We start from the raw sequence: 15,016 nt of genomic DNA, 5'->3' as shown, positions 1-15,016 counted from the left end.
CATGAGCGAGACGACCACCGCCCCGCTCGCCCAGGCCGTCGCCGGCCTCATGGAGCAGGGGCTGCGCGAGCTTGCCGACCTGGTCGCGATCCCATCGATCGCCGACCCCCGCCAGGTGCCGCCCGAGCGCTGTGTCGAGGCCGCGACGTGGGTGCGCGACGCCTTCCGCGACGCGGGCGTGCCGGACACCGAGCTCGTCGAGACCCCCGACGGCACCTACGCCGTGATCGGCCACCGGCCGGGCCCGCAGGGCGCGCCGACGGTCCTGCTGTACGCGCACTACGACGTCCAGCCGCCCCTGGACGAAGCCGCCTGGACCACGCCGCCGTTCGAGCTCACCGAGCGCGACGGCCGCCTCTACGGGCGCGGCGCTGCGGACTGCAAGGGCAACATCATCGCGCACCTCACCGCGCTGCGGGCCCTGCGGGAGGTCGCCAAGATCGACGGCTTCCCGGTCGGGATCCGCGTGGTGATCGAGGGCTCCGAGGAGCAGGGCACCGGCGGGCTCGAGCACTACCTGCTGGCCCACCCCGACGACCTCCCGGTCGACGTCGTCCTCGTGGCCGACGCCGGCAACGTGGCGCTCGGCCAGCCGACGCTGACGGTCTCGCTGCGCGGCTCCGCCGACGTCGAGGTCGAGGTCGCGACCCTGCGCGGCGCGGTGCACTCGGGCCAGTACGGCGGCGCGGCGCCCGACCCGGTCGCGGCGCTCATCGCCATGCTCGCGTCCCTGCGCGGCCCTGACGGCGTCCTGACGATCGACGGTCTCGACGCTACCGGCACCTGGGACGGGGTCGACTACGACGCGGACACCTTCCGCGAGGACGCCGGGCTGCTCGACGGTGTCGAGATCACCGGCTCGGCGCGCGTCAGCGACGCGCTGTGGGCCCGCCCGGCACTGACGGTCACGGGCTTCGACGTGCCCAACGTCGTCGGTGCCGTCAACGCGGTGCAGCCGCGCGCGGCGGCCCGGCTCAACCTGCGCGTGCCGCCGGGCATGGACTCCGCCGAGGTGCAGGACCTGCTCGTCGCGCACCTCGAGTCGCACGTCCCGTGGGGCGCGCACCTGACGATCACGCGCGACACTCCGGGCGGACCGTTCCGCGCCCGCACCGATGGTCCGGCCTTCGCCGTGCTCAGCCAGGCGCTGGCCGACGCGTTCGCCGCGGACGTCACCGTGACGAGCGGCCAGGGCGGCTCGATCCCGCTGTGCAACGTGTTCCAGCAGGTCAACCCGGACGCCGAGATCGTGCTCATGGGTGCCGAGGAGCCGGCGTCGAACATCCACGCGCCCAACGAGAGCGTGCACCCGGCGGAGATCGAGCGCCTCGCGGTCGGCGAGGCTCTCTTCCTCCAGCGCCTGGGCGCCCAGGCCTAGCGCCTGAGCTCCCAGGCCTAGCGCCCGCTACGGGATCGGCGCCGTCCAGGTGACGGTCGTGCCCCGGCCCGAGGCGTTCGGCTCGAGCGCGAAGGTGCCGCCGTGCTGGCGGGCGCGCGACGCGAGGTTCCCGGTGCCCGAGCGGCGGCCGGAGAGCTGGTCGAGCCCGACGCCGTCGTCGGTCACCTCGACCGTGACCTCGCCCGGGTAGCTGACCCCGGGCAGGGTGTCGGTGCGCACGGTCTGGACCACGACGCACACCTGCACGGACGTCGCGTGCGCGTGCCGGGCGGCGTTGGCCAGGCCCTCGCGCACGACCGCCACGACGTCGTCGGACAGCGGGGGCACGATGAAGTCGTCGGCGACGGACTCGTCGGGGGCGATCTCGCCCTCGGCGAGGTCGGATCCCAGGACGTGCCCGTCGATCGTCACGACCAGGGACGGGGCGAAGCCGAGGCCGGTGCGGGCCAGCGACGCCTCGCGCCGCAGCCGCTCCACGAGGCCCGTCGCGGCGTCGGGGTCGCGCAGGGCGTGCACGATCGCGCGGATCTGCCGGACGGTCGAGTCGACGTTGTCGAGCGCCTCGTCGACGACGCCGATGAGCTCCGTGGGGTCGACGCCGCGCGACGCGCGCCGCTTGATGGTCTCGAGCTGCATGCCGGTGGCGAAGAGCTGCTGGATGGCGAGGTCGTGCAGGTCCCGCGCGATGCGCTCGCGCTCGCCGGTGAGCTCGGCGGCGGCCTGCGCCTGGCGCGCGGTGGCGAGCACCATGGCGATCGCGGCCTGGGCGGCGAAGGTCTCGGCGGTGGCGAGGTCGGTCTCGTCGAACGGCTGCCCGCCGATCTTGCGCAGCAGCACGAGGACGCCGACGGGCTGGTCCGCGCTGCCCATCGGGGCGTACAAGGCGGGGCCGAACCGGCGCATCTCTTCCACGCGGATGCCGGGCGCGGACGCGAGGTCGAGCAGCATGCCCCACCCGGAGCTGAGCGTCGTCCCAGCGATCCCGTCGGGCGGCACCTCGAGCCCGATGATGTCGGACGCCGACCATCCCTCGGCGAGCTCGAAGAACAGACGACCGCCGACGCCGGGGAGCACGAGCGCGGCCGTGTCGGCGCAGGCGATGCGCCGGGACGTCGAGACGATCTGCTCGAGCACCTCCTCCTCGTCCTGGTCGCCGGACAGCAGGATCGTGGTGAGCTCCTGGCCGGCGCGCAGCCACTGCTCGCGGCGCGCGGCGAGCTCGTAGAGCTGGGCGTTGCGGATGGCGACGCCCGCGGCGGCGGCGAGGGTCTCGACGATGCCGCGGTCGCGGGTGCTGAACCCCCCGGCCTTCTCCGCGAGGTACAGGTAGCCGTAGACCTCGGAGCCGATCCTGATGGCCGTGCCGAGGAACCCGTGCATGGGTGGGTGCCCCTCGGGGAAGCCCTCGTAGGCCTCGTCCGCCATGAGGTCGTCCAGGACGAGCGTGCCGTGGTGGGGGATGGTGCGGAGCACGCCGTGCGCGCCGGGCGGGTGCGCCATCGCGGCGACCTGCTCGGGCGTCACGCCCACCTGGACGAACGTCGTCGAGACGCCGTGGCGGTTGAGCACGTTGATCGCGGCGTACGGGGCTCCGCTGACGCGTGCGCAGGTCTCCACGAACGTCTTGAGGAGGTCCGGCAGGTCCAGGTTGCTGGCGAGCTGGAGGACGGACTCGAGCACCGACTCACCGGCCTCGAGGGTGGGCGGGTAGATGCGCGGGCGCGCCTCGTCCTTGCTCATGACTGCCTTCCGTTCACCGTCGGCTGCGCTGCTCACGCTGCCAGGCTTCACGGTACGACGCGTCCGTGTCCAGCAGGTGCACGTGCGTGCCGCGCGCCGTCACGCGGGCGGGGGCGCCGGGGGCACGCCGAGCGAGCACGATGACCTCGTCGGCGTGCTCGAGGCCGGACAGCCGGTGGGTGGCGACGACGACGCCGCGACCCGCGCGGGCGAGCGCGGGGACGAGCTCGGTCATGAACGCGTCGGCGGCCTCCGCGTCGAGATGCTCGGCGGGCTCGTCGATGCCGAGCAGGGGGGCGTCGGCGAGCAGCGCTCGGGCGACCAGGAGCCGACGTCGTTCCCCGCCCGAGACCGTCGCCGCGTCGAGGTCGGTGTCGAGCCCGTCGGGCAGGCCCGCGAGCCACGCGCCGAGGCCGACGTCGTCGAGCGTGCGCGTGGCCTCCTCGGGCGTCACGGTGCCGCGCGCGACGCGCAGGTTCTCGAGGATCGTGGTGCGGAACAGGTGGGCGTCCTCGGTGGTGAGCACGAGCGGCGAGGTGGACGCGTCGGTGCCGCTGGTGACCGTGCCCGCGAGGGGCGGGACGAGCCCGGCGAGGGTCATGAGCGCGGTGGTCTTCCCGATCCCGCTGGGTCCCACGAGCGCCACGACCCGCCCGGCGGCGAGCTCGAGATCGAGCCCCTCCACCACGACGGCCCCCGGCCCCCACCCGCACGCGACACCCTCGGCCGCGACGAACGCGCCCGACCTCTCCGATCGAGTGCCCTGCATCTGCGAGCGGCACGCCGGCGATGCTGTGGCGGGGTCGGGGGGTGGGGTTGCCGCGTCGAGGAGGGTCATGATCCTGGTCGCCGCGGCGCGGGAGCGGAGGAGCTGGGTCGCCGCCGCCGGGAGGACGGTCGTCGCCTCGAACGCGGCCAGGGGAGTGAGCACGACGACGGCGAGCGCGACCGGCGAGAGCGTCCCCGCCGTCACGGCCGGCACCCCGAGCAGCACCGCGCCGAGCACCGCGACGCCGACGGCCAGGTTCGCCAGGGCCGCGGCGACCGCGAGGGGACGGGCGGCGTCGTCGGCGGTGCGCACGAGGGCCGCGTCGGTGGCGCGCAGGTCCGCGGTGCGCTCGGGCATGCGGCCAGCGACCACGAGCTGCGGGCTGTCCTCGAGGATCTCGAGCGCGATCGCGGACATCCGCGCCCGTGCCTCGCTGGTGCGCACCTCGACGTCGCGGCTGCCCCGCTGCGCGAGAACGGGGGCGACGACGCCCGCGAGCACGAGGCACGCGGCGAGCAGCACACCGGCCGACGGCAGCAGGGCGGTCTCGAGCACGACGGCGCCCAGGCTCACCACCAGCGCCACCCCGGCCGGGATGAGCGAGCGCACGACCACGTCGCCCACGTGGTCCACGTCCTGCCCGACGCGCGCGAGGAGGTCCCCGCGGCGCAGCGGCGCGACCGCGGCGAGCCGCCCCTGCGCGAGCGCGAGGTACATGTGCTCGCGCAGCCGGGCCATACCGCGCAGCGCGACCGAGTGCGACGTCAGCCGCTCGAGGTACCGGAACACCCCGCGCGAGATCCCGAACGCGCGCACCGACACCACCGCGACGGACAGCGTCAGCACGGGAGGCATCTGCGACGCGCGCGCGATCAGCCAGGCCGAGACGGCGGCGAGGCCGAGCGCGCTGCCCAGGGTCGCGGCGCCCAGCAGCACGGCGGCCACCGTCCGGCCCCACGGCACGTCGAGCCGGCCGACGGCGCGCCACAGCGGGTCCGTGCGGAGCCGCTCGCGCAGGGCGCTCATGCGCCGACCTCCGCGGTGCGCAGCGTGGTGTTCTGCGGCGCGGGGTCAGCGTCGTCGACGATGGACGCCGAGCGCACCTCGAGAACGTGGTCCGCCGCGGCGAGCAGCGCCTCGCGGTGGGCGACGACGACGACGGCGCAGCCGCGCTCGCGCAGCGCCGTGATGGCGGCCAGGACCTGGTCTGCGGACAGGGAGTCGAGGTGCGCGGTCGGCTCGTCGAGGACGACCAGCGGGCGGTCGACGACGAGGGCACGCGTCAGGGCGATGCGCTGGCGCTGCCCGAGGCTCAGGCCGTGCCCGCCCTGCCCGATGCGGGTCGACCACCCGTCGGCCAGCTCCGCCACGACGTCGTCGAGCCCCGTGAGCGCGGCGGCCCGCAGGACCGCGGGGGACGGCACCTCCGCGCCGGCGGGCGACGCCTCCCGGTCGAGCACGGCGTCGAGGATCGTCCCGGGGGAGAGGTGCGCCCGCTGCGGCACCCAGGCGACGTGGCGGTGCCAGAGGTCCGCGGGCACCTGGGCGAGGTCCTGCTCGGGCAGGGGAGCGCCGTCGTCGGCCCGGTCGGTGAAGGACACGAGGACGCGCCCTGCGTCCGGGGCGAGCAGGCCGAGCATCGCGAGGACGGCGGTGGTCTTGCCGGCGCCGTTCGGCCCGGCGAGCGCGGTGACGGCGCCCGCGCGCACGACGCCGCTGAGCCCGGCCGGTGCCCACACGTCGCGTCCCGGCGCCCGCACGGACACGCCCTCGAACCGCACGGACACCCGCGTCCCGACCTCGCGCCCGGAGCCCTCGCGCGAACCGGCAGCCGGCGACGGCACCGCCGGGGCGCCGTCGAGAACCTCGAAGGCCTGGTTCGCCGCGGCGATGCCGTCCGTCGAGGCGTGGAAGTGCAGGCCCACCTGGCGCAGCGGCAGGTACACCTCGGGCGCCATGATCAGCACGGCGAGCCCGGTGAACAGGTCCATGTGGCCGTAGACCATCCGCAGCCCGATCCCCACGGCGACCACCGCGACCGACAGCGTCGTCAGCAGCTCGAGCACCATGCCGGACAGGAACGCCACGCGCAGGGTGCCCATGGTGGCGCGCCGGTGCGCCTCGCCGAGCTCTCGCACGCGCGCGCCGGGACCGCGCTCGCGGCCGAACGCGCGCAGCGTCGGGATGCCCGCGACGAGGTCCAGCACCTGGGCGGACAGCCGCTGCATGGTCACCAGACGCCGCTCGGACACGCCCTGCGTGAGCCGCCCGACGAGGATCATGAACATCGGCACCAGCGGGATGGTCACACCGATGATCACCCCGGACACCCACTCGAAGCCGCCGACGACGAGCAGCGTCGCGGGCGTGAGCAGCGCCGCGAGCAGCAGCTGGGGCACGTAGCGGACGAAGTACGGCTCGAGGTCGTCGAGCCCCCGGGTCACCAGGGTGACGGTCGAGGCGCCGCGCCCGTCGGCGAGCCACCGCGGCCCGCGCGCGACCGCGGCGTCGACCACCTGGCCGCGCAGGTCCGCGATCACGCGGGACGCCGCGCGGTGGGCGTAGCGCTCCTGCACCCACACCACGAGCGCCCGCACGACGACGACGGCGGCCAGCGCAGCGACGAGCCCGGCCGAGTCGGCGAGCGGGCGGCCGTCGGTGATCGTCGGGGCGAGGATGGCGGCGAGCAGCACCGCCTGGCCAACGACCAGCGCCGTCGTCGCGACGCCCGTGGCTGCCGTCAGGACGACGTAGCGGCGGGCGGCACGGGCGTAGCGCAGCAGGCGCGGGTCGAGCGGCTTCACGACTTGGTGGATCCGACCTCGAACGCGTCGTGCAGCGCGGTGCGGACCTTGCGCAGGCTCAGGCCGTGGGGTGCCGGGATGTCCTCGACGCTGAGGCGCCGCCGGAAGACCCAGAACGTCCACGTCTGGTAGACGAGCACCACGGGCACCAGGAACGCGGCGACCCAGGTCATCACCGTGAGCGTGTAGGCCGTCGACGACGCGTTGGTGATCGTCAGCGAGTTGGCTGGGTCCACCGCGGGCATGACGTCGGGGTACATCGAGCCGAAGATCAGCACGACGGCCGCGAGGATCGCCGCGACCGACGCCACGAACGCGCGCAGCTCCTTGCCCTGCGACGTCCGCAGCACGACGACGCCGAGCGCGACGGCGGCGACGACGACTGCCGCCCAGGTCCATGCGACGGAGTACGCGAGCTGCGCCCAGATCGCCCACACGGCGGCGACGGCGGCGCTGCCGATCGACAGCTTGAGCGCCAGCGCGCGGGCACGCACGCGGACGTCGCCGTCGGTCTTGAGCGCGAGGAACACGGCGCCGTGCGTGAGGAACAGGCCGAGGGTGACCAGGCCACCCAGCAGCGCGAACGGGCTGAGCAGGGAGAAGAACCCGCCGGTGAAGATGTGGTCCGCGTCGAGCTCGACGCCGCGCACGAGGTTGGCGAACGCCACGCCCCACAGGATCGCGGGCACCCAGGACCCGACGATGATGCCGCGGTCGGCCCAGGCGGCCCAGCGGGGGTCGTCGATCTTGCCGCGGTACTCGAAGCTCACGCCGCGCACGATCAGCGCGAGCAGGATCAGCAGCAGCGGCAGGTAGAAGCCGGAGAACAGGCTCGCGTACCACTCGGGGAACGCGGCGAACGTCGCGCCTCCCGCAGTGATCAGCCACACCTCGTTGCCGTCCCACACGGGCCCGATCGTGTTGATCAGGACGCGACGCTCTGTGTCCGTGCGCCCGAGGACCGGCAGGAGCATGCCGACGCCGAAGTCGAAGCCCTCGAGGACGAGGTAGCCGGCCCAGAGCACGGCGATGAGCACGAACCAGAGGATCTGGAGTTCCATGTGCACGTCTCTTTTCTGTGCGGGTCAGCGGGTCAGTACGCGAAGGACAGGGGGGCGTCGCCGCCGTCGGCGTTGGCCTCCGGGGACTCGTCACGCACCGAGGTGGGCACGCCCTCGATGGCGTAGCGGTGCATGAGCTTGCCCCACACGACGGCCAGCACGCCGTAGAGCAGCGTGAACGCGATCATCGAGGTCAGGACCATCGCGGGGCTGACGTTCGTGGAGATGCCGCGCCAGGTCATCATCCAGACGCCGTCGACGCCGGACGGGTTCGGGTTGGGCGCCACGACCCACGGCTGGCGGCCGACCTCGGTGAAGATCCACCCGAACGCGGACGCGAGAAACGGGGTGGGGATCGCGATGAGGGCGAGGCGGGAGAACCACACGTTGTCGCTGACCTTGCCCCGGCGCGTGAGCCAGAGCGCGACGAGGGCGAGCGCGGCCGAGCCGGCGCCGAACCCGATCATCAGGCGGAAGCTCCAGTAGGTGATGGCGAGGTTCGGGATGTAGTCGAGCTCCTCGCCGGTCTCGGGGTTCGTGGCGCCGAACTTCTCGGCGTACTCCTCCTGGAGCTGCTCGGTGCCCTTGACGGTCGAGTCGAACCGGTTGTCGGCCAGGAACGACGTCAGGCCGGGCAGGGAGATCAGGTGCTTGACGCTCGCGCAGTCGCCGGTGAGGTCACCCACGGTGAGGATCGAGAACGACGCCCCGGTCTCCGTCTCGCACAGTGCCTCGGCGGCGGCCATCTTGGGCGGCTGCTGCTCGAACATGAGCTGGGCCTGCCAGTGGCCGGTGAACGCGACGCCCACGCCCGCGACGAGCATGGTCACGGTGCCGAGGACGACGGCGGGCCGGTAGACGTTGCGGGCGAGCTCGATGTTCTCGGGCTTCTTGGAGCGCACCAGGCGGACCATCCACCAGGCGGCGATGCCTGCCACGAACGTCCCGGCCGTGACGAATGCCGCGGTGACGGTGTGGGGGAACGCCGCGAGGAGCGTCGAGTTGCTGAGCACGGCCCAGATGTCGACGAGCTCCGCGCGCCCGGTCTCCTCGTTGTAGATCGTGCCGACCGGGTGCTGCATCCAGGAGTTCGCCGCCAGGATGAAGTAGGCGGAGATGTTCACGGCGATCGCGACGGCCCAGATGCACGCGAGGTGCACCTTCTTGCTGATGCGGTCCCAGCCGAAGATCCACACGCCCAGGAACGTCGACTCGATGAAGAACGCGGCGAGCGCCTCCATGGCCAGGGGCGCGCCGAACACGTCGCCGACGAACCGCGAGTACTCGCTCCAGTTCATGCCGAACTGGAACTCCTGCACGATCCCGGTCACGACGCCGATCGCGAAGTTGATCAGCATGAGCTTGCCGAAGAACTTGGTCAGGCGCAGCCAGCGTTCGTTGCCGGTGCGCACCCAGGCGGTCTGCATGATCGCGACGAGGGGCGCGAGCCCGATCGTCAGGGGGACGAAGATGAAGTGGTAGACGGTCACGATCGCGAACTGCCACCGAGCAAGGTCCAGGACGTCCACAAGTTGCTCCACGGGTCGCGGGCCGGGCAGCGCTTGCTGACGCGCTGTCGTGTCACCTCCGAACCTATGAAGGCGGGACCTACGGCCCCCGGGACCTTGGTCCCTGCGCTGCGGGCGGCGCGAGTGACCTGAAGCACGTCGCTTCCCACGCCGATCGGGGCTGCTGTGCGATACTCGGCTCAGCGAGCGGTCCCCACACCGGACCATCGCGATCGTGCTCGAGAGCCAGCGGTGACGCGGCCGGAGCGCCGCCGTCGGCAGAGTGCCGGTAGAGCGAGCGCCCGCGCGGCCCGCCTGGCCCCCCGAACCGAACCAGACGACTTCCGTCGCCGCAGCGAAGACTCGCAGCGAGCGACGACTACCAGCCCACGGGGCCCGCACGGTGTGGGGCGGGACCAGGGCACAGGAGCACCCCGCGTGAATTCCGACAGCACCACCGCATCCGACAACGCCGCGCAGCCCGTCAAGAAGGTCCGCCGCCGCGTCGTCCGCACCGCTGGCACCCCGGCCGCCGCCGACACCGCCGCCGTCACTCCCGCCGCCGAGCCGCTCACGACGTCGGCGCCGCAGTCCTCCGACCGGCCGACGCTCGACGTCATGGCCGAGCTCGCGTCGACCGCGCCGCCCCAGCGCCAGCGTTCCGCGACGCGACCGGCGAAGGCGCCCGAGGCGCTCGACATCGAGCTGCCCGAGCGCACGGCCGCCGAGCGTCCCCCGCGCAAGCGCGCCCCGCGCCCCGCCAAGGGGAGCGCCGCGCCCGAGCAGTCGGCAGACCAGTCCACCGGTGCGCAGGCCAGCGACGCGCAGGCCAGCACCGAGCAGAGCGCGCCGTCCGTCACCGAGCAGCAGGAGCCGACGACGGCGCCCGCCGCCAAGCGTCCCTCCCGTTCGCGCCGCGCCACCAAGCCCGCGGGCGAGGGTGTCGCGGCCGAGGCCGCTGCACCCGAGCAGGCCGCACCCGAGCAGGCCTCCGCACCGGAGCAGGCGGCCGACGCCGAGCCCGCCCCCGAGCGCGCGCCGCGGCAGCGTCGCAGCCGCGCCAAGGCGACCAACGCCGACCAGCTGACCCTCGAGGCCGCAGCTGCCGACGCCGAGACGCCCGCGGAGGCCCCGGCCGCCGACGACGCCCCGCAGGGTCGCCGCCGTGGACGCGCCTCCGCGAAGGCCGCGCCCGACGCCGCTCCCGAGGCGGACGCCGCCGCGCAGCCCGAGGCCGCCGAGCGTCCCGCGCGGTCCCGCCGCTCGCGGGGCTCCCGCGGCGCCGGCGCCCCCGAGGCTGCCGCGACCGACGAGGCCCCGGCCCAGACGAGCGAGCTGGCCGCCACGGACCCGACCACCACCACGAACGCCGACGACGAGGCTCCCGCCGAGCGCCGGCCCTCGCGCTCCCGCGGCGGACGTTCGCGCAAGGCCGCCGGCCCCGCGAGCGACACGGACACGACCGACGCCACGACCGACGCCGCGGCGGAGGCGCCCGCCGAGGACGCTGCGGAGGCCGCACAGAGCCGCCCCGCCTCCGGTGCCGTGCTCTTCCAGGCGCCCGAGACCACCCCGCGCCGCACGCGCCGCCGCGTCTCGGCCGCCGCCGGCCCGCCCGAGGCCCTCGTCCCCGCCCTGGTCGAGACCGCCGCCGACGAGGACGCCGAGCTCGAGGAAAACGAGGACGACAACCTCGACCCCGACGTCGAGCACACGGACGCGAGCGCGGCGGACGGCAACGACTCCGCGGACGAGGACGACAGCGACAACGACAACGACGACGAGCAGGGTTCCGCGCCGCGCCGTCGCCGCCGCCGTGGTGGCCGTGGCCGCCGCAGCCGCAGCCAGTCCGACTCGTCGGGCGACTCGCAGGACGACGTGGACGACGCCGAGGACGACGGCAACGTCCGCCGCAACGGTCGCAACGACCGCGCCGAGCGCAACGACGACTCCGCCGACGAGGACACGGACGCGTCGGACAACGCCGAGGGCGCAGACAACGGTGAGGACGACGACGAGGGCTCGAGCCGTCGTCGGCGCCGTCGCCGCCGTGGCTCGCGCAGCGAGTCCGACGCCCCCCGCGCGTCGTCGTCGGGCCGCACCCGCGCGCCGTCGGACGAGGTGACCGCGCTCAAGGGCTCCACGCGTCTCGAGGCCAAGCGCCAGCGCCGGCGCGAGGGCCGCGACGCCGGGCGTCGCCGCTCGATCATCACCGAGGCCGAGTTCCTGGCCCGTCGGGAGTCCGTCGAGCGCTCGATGGTCGTGCGTGAGGCGGACGGTCGCACGCAGATCGCCGTGCTCGAGGACGGCGTGCTCGTCGAGCACTACGTCTCCCAGCAGGAGCAGGCCTCGATGGCCGGCAACGTCTACCTCGGTCGCGTGCAGAACGTGCTGCCGAGCATGGAGGCCGCGTTCATCGACGTCGGCAAGGGCCGCAACGCCGTGCTGTACGCCGGTGAGGTCAACTGGGACGCCGCCGGCCTCGAGGGCCAGCCGCGCCGCATCGAGCAGGCGCTCAAGTCCGGCGACTCCGTGCTCGTGCAGGTCACCAAGGATCCGATCGGGCACAAGGGCGCGCGCCTCACGTCGCAGATCACCCTCGCCGGTCGCTACCTGGTGTACGTGCCGGGCGGCGGCATGACCGGAATCTCCCGCAAGCTCCCGGACACCGAGCGCTCGCGCCTGAAGAAGATCCTGCGCGAGCTCGTGCCGGACACCGCCGGCGTCATCGTCCGCACGGCCGCCGAGGGGGCCAGCGAGGACGAGCTTCGCGCCGACATCGCCCGCCTCCAGGGCCAGTGGGAGAAGATCGAGAAGAAGGCCAAGACGGCGTCCGCGCCCGCCCTGCTGCAGGGTGAGCCGGACCTCGCGATCCGCGTCGTCCGCGACATCTTCAACGACGACTTCTCCTCCCTGGTGATCTCCGGCGACAGCGCCTGGGACGAGATCTCCGGCTACGTCGGCCAGCTCGCCCCGGACCTCGCCGAGCGCGTGACCAAGTGGACGGGCACGAACGACGTGTTCGCCGAGCACCGCGTCGACGAGCAGCTTGCCAAGGGCATGGACCGCAAGGTCTGGCTGCCCTCCGGCGGCTCGCTCGTGATCGACCGGACCGAGGCCATGACGGTCGTGGACGTCAACACGGGCAAGTTCACCGGCTCCGGTGGCACGCTCGAGGAGACGGTCACCCGCAACAACATCGAGGCGGCCGAGGAGATCGTGCGTCAGCTCCGGCTGCGCGACATCGGCGGCATCATCGTCATCGACTTCATCGACATGGTGCTCGAGTCCAACCGTGACCTCGTGCTGCGCCGTCTGGTGGAGTGCCTGGGCCGGGACCGCACCAAGCACCAGGTCGCCGAGGTCACCTCGCTCGGCCTCGTGCAGATGACCCGCAAGCGCGTAGGCCAGGGCCTCGTCGAGGCGTTCAGCTCCACCTGCGAGCACTGCAACGGTCGCGGGTTCATCGTGCACACCGAGCCGAACGAGCGCCCGGCGGGCAACGGTGGCGGCCAGCAGCAGTCGGCGCCCAAGGCCGGCGGCGACGAGAAGCGCTCGCGCCGCAAGCGTGGGGGAGCCAAGGACGAGGTCCCGGCGAACGTGCCGGTCGTCCCCGTGCTGCCCGAGGCCCGCGAGGCCGTCAAGGCCACGCTCGCCACGATCGCCGCGGCTGCGGCGCACGCCCACGAGCACGACGAGCACCCGGCCGCGGCGACGCCGTCGGCCGAGTCCGTCGCGGAGGCCAGCGAGGCCGGCGCAGCCGACCCGAAGAACTCGGCCCTCGTGATCGACGTGCTCGCCGAGCTCAAGCGCCACGAGGAGGAGAAGGCGGAGTCGGCTGACGCTGCGCCTGAGGCTCAGGGGGCTCCCGCCGAGGCTGCTCCTGCTGAGGCTGCTCCTGAGGCTGAGCCCAAGAAGGCGCCGCGACGGAGCACCCGCGCCGCGGGGTCCCGCGGGCGCACCACCCGCGCTGCGGGCACCACGGCCGCGCCGGCCGAGGTGCCCGTCCCGGCAGCCGACGCTCCCACGTCCGACGCTCCCGCGGCTGCGGGCCAGGAGGCAGGCGACGCTGGCGCCGGTGCGGAGGCCGCTCAGGCGGCTCGATTTCCGGCCGACACCAGCGGCAGCGCCGAGTCCGGTTCCGCCGGCTCCGCCGGAGCCGGAGCGTCCGAGCCTGTGGTCGAGGCTGGTGCGTCGAACCCGCAGGACTGACGAGTCATGAGCACCGTCGTCGGCCCGCCCGGAGCGCCCTTGCGCCCTTGGCGGGCCGACGACGTCTCTCCCTACCGGGAGTGGCTCCGGCCGCACCACGACTGGCACCGCTGGGACGGCCCGTACTTCGCGCGCCCGACGGACGCCGAGGCCGACGCGGCCGCGGCCACGCTCGAGCGGGCGATCGCCGAGCACGGGGGACTGCCGCCGTCGGAGGACGGCCTGCCGCCGCGCCGCCTGGTGATCGCCGACGCCGTCACGGACGCCCTGGTGGGCACCGTGTCCTGGCACTGGGAGTCCCGCGAGACCGACTGGGCGCGCATGGGCGTCACCGTGTTCGACCCGGACCAGCGCGGGCGCGGCGTCGGGCGCGCGGCACTGGCCGCCTGGACCTCGTACCTGTTCGCGCACACCGACTGGGTGCGGCTGGACTACTCCACGTGGTCGGGGAACGCCGCGATGGTGCGGGTCGGGCAGGTGCTCGGCTTCGCCGAGGAGGCGCGCTTCCGCCAGGCACGCGTGGTCGACGGCGTCCGGTACGACTCGGTCGTCATGGGCGTGCTCCGCGACGAGTGGCTCGCGCGCCCGGTGTGAGGTGCCGCACGCCCACGGCCGGCCGGCGCGTCGCGGGCGGGGCGTCGGGTAGAGTGGGGCATCATCGTGCCTCGGTGCCCCTCGTGCGGGCGCTTGCGCGGGGTGGGTGTGGCTCGGCCGGTCATTTGACCGCCTGCCGTGCGCCCCGTAACCTTGATCGTCGGCGCGAAAAGTGTTGTGCCGGTTCCCGTGTGCTCCTGGAGCGATCAAGTCCAGTGATGAGCACGCCGTGAAGACCTAGAGAGATGAGCAGCAACGTGGTGTACGCGATCGTCAAGGCTGGTGGCCGCCAGGAGAAGGTTTCCGTGGGTGACGTCGTCGTCGTCGACCGTCTCTCCGGCGGCGCCGGCGAGTCTGTCCAGCTGCCTGCCCTCCTGCTTGTGGACGGGGAGAAGGTGACCACCGACGCTGCGGCGCTCGCGAAGGTCACCGTCACCGCGGAGATCGTTCGGGACGAGAAGGGCCCGAAGATCGAGATCCTCAAGTACAAGAACAAGACTGGCTACCGGGTCCGCAAGGGTCACCGTCAGCAGCTGACCCGCCTCAAGGTCACCGGCATCAAGTGATGCCTCGCGGCGCCGGCGACGGCGTCGTTCGAGATTCCCCCACTTTTCGCACGCGATAGAGAAACAGGTTCCGTCATGGCACACAAGAAGGGTGCGAGCTCCTCTCGCAACGGTCGCGACTCCAACGCCCAGCGCCTCGGCGTCAAGCGCTTCGGTGGCCAGGTCGTCAAGGCCGGCGAGATCATCGTTCGCCAGCGCGGCACGCACTTCCACCCGGGTGAGGGTGTCGGCCGCGGCAAGGACGACACGCTGTTCGCTCTCGTCGCCGGTGCCGTCCAGTTCGGTACCCGTCGTAACCGCAAGGTCATCGACATCGTCGAGGCAGTCTGACCTCGTCACACGCTGAGAAGGGGCGCGCCGGTC

10 protein-coding genes are annotated in these 15,016 nt (G+C 73.5%); 5 read left to right on the top strand and 5 right to left on the bottom strand.

The window, feature by feature from the left end; translation table 11 throughout:
- The first annotated feature begins 1 nt into the window (after position 1).
- Positions 2 to 1,378 (top strand): dipeptidase, encoded by a 1,377-nt coding sequence (locus BMZ30_RS08280; RefSeq protein ID WP_093377472.1) that lies wholly within the window; start codon positions 2 to 4, stop codon positions 1,376 to 1,378.
- 27 nt (positions 1,379 to 1,405) lie between these two features.
- Here BMZ30_RS08280 and BMZ30_RS08275 read toward each other — a convergent pair whose 3' ends face one another.
- From BMZ30_RS08275 to BMZ30_RS08255, 5 genes are read right to left on the bottom strand one after another with little or no spacing between them, the layout of a single operon-like run.
- On the bottom strand, positions 1,406 to 3,139 hold the full coding sequence (locus BMZ30_RS08275) for a GAF domain-containing sensor histidine kinase (RefSeq protein WP_093377109.1): 1,734 nt from the start codon (positions 3,137 to 3,139) through the stop codon (positions 1,406 to 1,408).
- A 13-nt stretch (positions 3,140 to 3,152) separates the two neighbouring features.
- Positions 3,153 to 4,934: a thiol reductant ABC exporter subunit CydC gene (cydC, locus tag BMZ30_RS08270; protein ID WP_093377107.1), complete on the bottom strand. Its 1,782-nt coding sequence runs from the start codon at positions 4,932 to 4,934 to the stop codon at positions 3,153 to 3,155.
- Positions 4,931 to 6,712 carry a thiol reductant ABC exporter subunit CydD gene (gene cydD, locus BMZ30_RS08265; RefSeq protein ID WP_093377104.1) on the bottom strand — a complete coding sequence of 594 codons (1,782 nt, stop codon included), beginning with the start codon at positions 6,710 to 6,712 and terminating at the stop codon, positions 4,931 to 4,933. The genes cydC and cydD overlap by 4 nt, the downstream gene beginning before the upstream one ends.
- Complete coding sequence (cydB, locus tag BMZ30_RS08260) at positions 6,709 to 7,773, bottom strand: cytochrome d ubiquinol oxidase subunit II (RefSeq protein ID WP_093377101.1); 1,065 nt, start codon at positions 7,771 to 7,773, stop codon at positions 6,709 to 6,711. Before cydB ends, cydD begins: the two co-directional genes overlap by 4 nt.
- A 32-nt stretch (positions 7,774 to 7,805) precedes the next feature.
- Positions 7,806 to 9,302, bottom strand: a complete 1,497-nt coding sequence (locus BMZ30_RS08255; RefSeq protein ID WP_093377099.1) for a cytochrome ubiquinol oxidase subunit I — start codon at positions 9,300 to 9,302, stop codon at positions 7,806 to 7,808.
- A gap of 417 nt (positions 9,303 to 9,719) precedes the next feature.
- Here BMZ30_RS08255 and BMZ30_RS08250 point away from each other — a divergent pair, with 417 nt between their 5' ends.
- From BMZ30_RS08250 to rpmA, 4 genes are all read left to right on the top strand, one after another.
- Entirely contained in the window at positions 9,720 to 13,493 is a 3,774-nt protein-coding gene (locus BMZ30_RS08250; protein ID WP_229828504.1) for a ribonuclease E/G, read from the top strand.
- Between the two features lie 6 nt (positions 13,494 to 13,499).
- Positions 13,500 to 14,087 (top strand): GNAT family N-acetyltransferase, encoded by a 588-nt coding sequence (locus tag BMZ30_RS08245; protein ID WP_093377096.1) that lies wholly within the window; start codon positions 13,500 to 13,502, stop codon positions 14,085 to 14,087.
- 257 nt (positions 14,088 to 14,344) lie between these two features.
- A complete protein-coding gene (gene rplU / locus BMZ30_RS08240; protein ID WP_177191323.1) occupies positions 14,345 to 14,653 on the top strand; it encodes a 50S ribosomal protein L21 in 309 nt (102 codons plus the stop codon).
- Positions 14,654 to 14,728: 75 nt separating this feature from the next.
- Complete coding sequence (rpmA, locus tag BMZ30_RS08235; RefSeq protein ID WP_093377090.1) at positions 14,729 to 14,983, top strand: 50S ribosomal protein L27; 255 nt, start codon at positions 14,729 to 14,731, stop codon at positions 14,981 to 14,983.
- Positions 14,984 to 15,016 lie beyond the last annotated feature (33 nt).

This window comes from Flavimobilis marinus (genome assembly GCF_900113055.1).
Classification (GTDB): Bacteria; Actinomycetota; Actinomycetes; order Actinomycetales; family Cellulomonadaceae; genus Flavimobilis; species Flavimobilis marinus.
The sequence above is the reverse complement of the archived record's forward strand: the minus strand, read 5'-3'. Positions and strand labels throughout refer to the sequence as shown.

Coding starts and splice junctions, on each gene's coding strand:
- BMZ30_RS08280 (WP_093377472.1), top strand. CDS start 2: ATGAGCGAGACGACCACCGCCCCGCTCGCCCAGGCCGTCGCCGGCCTC.
- cydC (WP_093377107.1), bottom strand. CDS start 4,934: ATGAGCGCCCTGCGCGAGCGGCTCCGCACGGACCCGCTGTGGCGCGCC.
- BMZ30_RS08275 (WP_093377109.1), bottom strand. CDS start 3,139: ATGAGCAAGGACGAGGCGCGCCCGCGCATCTACCCGCCCACCCTCGAG.
- cydB (WP_093377101.1), bottom strand. CDS start 7,773: ATGGAACTCCAGATCCTCTGGTTCGTGCTCATCGCCGTGCTCTGGGCC.
- rpmA (WP_093377090.1), top strand. CDS start 14,729: ATGGCACACAAGAAGGGTGCGAGCTCCTCTCGCAACGGTCGCGACTCC.
- BMZ30_RS08245 (WP_093377096.1), top strand. CDS start 13,500: ATGAGCACCGTCGTCGGCCCGCCCGGAGCGCCCTTGCGCCCTTGGCGG.